Below are 4,182 nucleotides of genomic sequence, written 5' to 3' on the forward strand. Positions count from 1 at the left end.
AGGGTCCTTTCTTGGTGGTGTCGCAATCCCGAGAATACCCTACTTTTTTGTTATCTGTGAAGACTCCAAATTTTGTTACACAGACTACTTTACTTCATCACCTTACTGCCCGTTCCTCCCTTTTCCTTCGCTATAAGCATGTTTTTCCGGCTTAGAGCGCCAATTGTAAGCATATTTTGAAAACCGTCTACGTCTCAAAAAACATATACATTTTTTTCAGTGTAAAAAACCCGCCAATGGCGGGTTTCACTATCTACCTATAACGTGACATGCTTCACGTCCATCAACTCTGCAACCTTCTGGAAAAGCGAGGCGTTATGGCCGATTGACATCACGCAGTGATGGGTAGGCGCCTCGGCGAACCACCGTGACATATACGTGTCTGGGTGATCCCTGAATTTCACTGGCGTCTGGGTATTCCCAATTCTCATGATCGGCCCGTTCGTGGACTGCCCTTCGCTGGAAATCATTTTCAGCTTACCGTCGCCGGTCTGAGTTACGTTCAACGTCGTAATGGCCCCTGTCTTCACCTTCGCCTCAACAGATACCCCCGTGCCCTGCTTCCCGTGATATAACCCCATGCCGCGCAAAGTCGGTTTTCCTTCGGAAATCGCGACATGGAACGGTCCGTCATGGCCAAGCAAAATCGTCTCGTCGACATAATCAACAACGACAATTTCGGAAAAGCTGCCTCCAACGCCTACAATATCGCTAATTTTCATCGCGACGGCCGTCTTGAGATCCCCCTCCCCAGAGCAAGGAATCCCCCGCGCAGTGAGCAGCGAATGCCCAACGATGAAGCCTCCCTGCAGCTTCTTCGTAGCCCCCGTCCGGCGCTCCGTGATAATGGTAAGACAAAGCGTCCAGATCGTACGCTCTGACCAGCTTTTCCTGTGCCGCCGCTACTTTGCAGGACCAGGCCAACTGCTCGTCTGTTGGCTTCTTTGCAATCGGGTCCGATGGCGAATCTCCGCTGATCTGAAACATGTCGTGCACTTCAGCAAGCTTCTCCTTCACCTCCTGTGGCGTCACTTCTCGCAGCATGCGATCCAGATCGCACATTTCTAACACCTCGACATGCAGGCCGGTTTGTGCTGATATCATTGTGAAATCGCTGTACATGTCGAGCATCCCGCTATATGTATTACCCAGAAAACCGAAACGGCTATGCTGAAGAGTTCGCGGAACTCCCGCAACGCGTACCCATTCCTCAATCTCTTTCCACGCTCGTTTAGCCTCAGGTCGTTCGTGTGTGATTTCATTCGTCAACGAAATGGCAGGCGTATGATCCAATCCTAGCAAACCATTTACCACACGGAACGGAATGCCCGCTCTATTAAACACATTTGCAAATTCAGGAACCGGACATGCTCCGCAATGCGCTAACCATTCTCCCGTTGTCGACTGTTCATGATTTCAAGAGTCCATCTCTCTCGATCAGCTTGCAGATGAGCATGCGGTCAGCAAGTTTCATTTGGCTAAACGATTTAAACAGTATACCGGTTATTCTCCTCATGAATTTCTGATTCAAATACGTATGACTCACGCCAAGGAGTGGCTGAAATATTCGGATTTGCCCATATCTGAGATCACCGCGCGTGTAGGTATCGATAATACGAGTCATTTTATCAACCTTTTCAAAGACCGCTTCACCCAAACCCCTCTCGCCTTTCGTAAAAAATGGCAGCGCCCCAAATAGGACACTGCCATTTTTATTTTCGATCAGTTTCTTCAAGCACCGCTGGAATTTCAATTAGTGCACAAACGCCCTGATCCTTTCGCTCCATATACCTTAAACCATAACCAGGTCCGAAATGAAGTTGAATCCGCTTCTGTACATTAATAATTCCATATCCTTTATTGCCCTCTTCGCCTACCAGGCTCGCATTTAATTTCGCGATATCCGTCTGCTTATAGCCATTGTCCTCGACAGTTATGATAACCTTTTCGTTAACGCTCTTTACAGTTATCCATAATTCACCGTCTTGGCTCATATGCTTAATCCCATGTAAAATGGCATTTTCGATGATCGGCTGCAGCAGTACTTTAGGCATTAGAAAACGCTTCGCACCTTCCTCAATGTCCCAATGCACTTGAAACGCATATTCATATCGGAATAGCTGAAGTCTGACATAAGCCTCTGCGTGGTTGATTTCCTCCATCACCGGGATCAATAGCTTGCCTTTACTAAGTCCGATACGCATAATGAGCGATAAATCTTTGATCATTTCAGCAGACTCGGCAGCTCCTTCCATCAGTGTATGCCAGTATACGGATTCCAGCGTGTTGTAAAGCAGATGCGGATTGATTTGGGCATGAAGAATCGAGAGCTCGATTTCCTTATGTTTTAACTCCAACTCATATTGGTCATAGATCGTTTGGTTCAGTCGATCCGTCATCCGAATGAATTGATTATTGAGCAGAACAATCTCATTTTTACTATCAGAATGCAAAGCAATCGATAGGGGTCTTCCCGGATGATACGAATTCGTAATGCGTGCAAGTCGAGAAATCGGCTTCAAAATGGACTGAATGAAATACATGCTAGCTAAAATCAAAATAAAGAAATAAATAATCATGATCAAATCCACCAGCCGCTGTACACTGATATGATCAATAATGATCGATTGGACCGGAACTCGCATGAGCAGCTTTGTATTCGTATACTCGCTCGTATGCAGCACGCACATCAGTTCATTGCCGGCTTCCATGATTTTATAAACGCCCTCTGTTTTATCTGCAGGCACACTAATACGCGTGCCAATGTTGAATCTGGACGTATTCGATGCCAGCACGGCATTCGTATTATCAAGCAGCAATATTTCTGCGTCCGCATATTTATCAAAGGGGGTGAAATCCTTTTGCAGGGGAGTCTCAATACCAGAGACAACCAGATAGCCAATGATGGACTCCCCATTATAAATGCTGTTCAATTGTCGTAAATAAGCTACCGTTTGCATGTTATTCGGATTGTATCCGAATTTATCGATGATCCCAATAACCCCCTTGCCTTTGGCCTGACTAACCGCTTTATACCAAGGGAGCGAATCTAAATTAGTTAAATAAAAAATACCATAATTCAGCATATCCGCATTCGGAACAAACGAATATAATTTATCCTTGTCCGAAAAAAATAGTGAATAACGAGTCGAATTCGTCGAATAATTGTTCAAATACTTATCAAGCGCTTTAAATATTTCAAAACGTTCGTACTCCGATGAAGATGGGATGCTAACGAGCTGTTGGATCTCTTGTGAAATCATAATTTTTTCTGTTTTTTCCTCAAAATCACTGCTTTCCCTATCCAACGTCAAATGGCTGCCGCTAACGAGCTGCAAAAGCGCATTCCCGACTTGCTCTTCCGTAATGGACTCCAGCTTCTTAGCCACAACCAAATCCAAAACCAGGATAGGAACAACGACGAATATGATGAGGAGCACGATCAGTTTTTTCATCAAATTCATATTCCGCAGCATATTCAGCATATCGATATACCTTCCTTTGTCTATGTTCTATCAGTAGGTTCGCTATGGCTCTTACATTCTCCTCTAAACAAAAGAAAACGCCTTCAGCATCCTACCGCTGAGTGGCGTTTGCTCCCTAACCATCATGGACAAACCGAACAGCTGATCTATCCTTTGATACTGGATGCACTTAAACCGCGGATGATAAAGCGTTGGAAAATAAGGAAGAAAATAATTGGCGGGGCCATAGCCATCGTCAACACTGCAAACCGCACACTCCATGGAATAACGGAGGTCTGGTAAATGACGTACCGATATATACCAGTGGCAAGTGGGTACATCGTTTTTTCTGTCATAACAATGTTAGGCCAGTAGAAATCATTCCATGTCGTCGAAAATGACAACATCAACAGTGTGCCAATAATAGGTGTCGATAGTGGCACGGCAATCTGAAGGAAGGATTTGAACTCACTCGCGCCATCAATTCTCGCCGCTTCAAGAATTTCTTTATGAATGCCGTCGAAGAAATTTTTGAGCAGCAGCATGAAATACGCATTCGCTGCCGCAGGCAACCAGAATGCCCAGTAAGTATTGATCATGCCAAAGCTTTTTAAATTGAGAAAATTAGGAACAATGTAAGTGGCCGGAGGAATTAATAAGGTCGATAAGAAGAAAAGTGTTACCCATCTTTTCATGGGTACTCTTAAATGAGACAACG

5 protein-coding genes are annotated in these 4,182 nt (G+C 44.9%); all 5 read right to left on the bottom strand.

What is annotated here, in order from left to right:
* Positions 1-257 precede the first annotated feature (257 nt).
* Entirely contained in the window at positions 258-722 is a 465-nt protein-coding gene (locus tag FU659_RS36675; protein WP_222708717.1) for a hypothetical protein, read from the bottom strand.
* Complete coding sequence (locus FU659_RS36680) at positions 712-1,344, bottom strand: hypothetical protein (RefSeq protein ID WP_222708718.1); 633 nt, start codon at positions 1,342-1,344, stop codon at positions 712-714. Before FU659_RS36680 ends, FU659_RS36675 begins: the two co-directional genes overlap by 11 nt.
* A 64-nt stretch (positions 1,345-1,408) precedes the next feature.
* Positions 1,409-1,735: a hypothetical protein gene (locus FU659_RS39510; protein ID WP_261808242.1), complete on the bottom strand. Its 327-nt coding sequence runs from the start codon at positions 1,733-1,735 to the stop codon at positions 1,409-1,411.
* Positions 1,713-3,485 carry a sensor histidine kinase gene (locus FU659_RS34455; protein ID WP_147951663.1) on the bottom strand — a complete coding sequence of 591 codons (1,773 nt, stop codon included), beginning with the start codon at positions 3,483-3,485 and terminating at the stop codon, positions 1,713-1,715. The genes FU659_RS39510 and FU659_RS34455 overlap by 23 nt, the downstream gene beginning before the upstream one ends.
* A 146-nt stretch (positions 3,486-3,631) precedes the next feature.
* The coding region (locus tag FU659_RS34460; RefSeq protein ID WP_147951664.1) for a carbohydrate ABC transporter permease at positions 3,632-4,182 on the bottom strand (551 nt) is incomplete at its 5' end.

Source organism: Paenibacillus sp. N3.4, from assembly GCF_008017805.1.
In the GTDB taxonomy this organism is placed as follows: domain Bacteria; phylum Bacillota; class Bacilli; order Paenibacillales; family NBRC-103111; genus Paenibacillus_E.

Bases quoted from the DNA above. Each gene is read 5' to 3' on its own strand.
- FU659_RS34455 (WP_147951663.1), bottom strand. From the start codon at position 3,485: ATGCTGAATATGCTGCGGAATATGAATTTGATGAAAAAACTGATCGTG.
- FU659_RS36675 (WP_222708717.1), bottom strand. From the start codon at position 722: ATGAAAATTAGCGATATTGTAGGCGTTGGAGGCAGCTTTTCCGAAATT.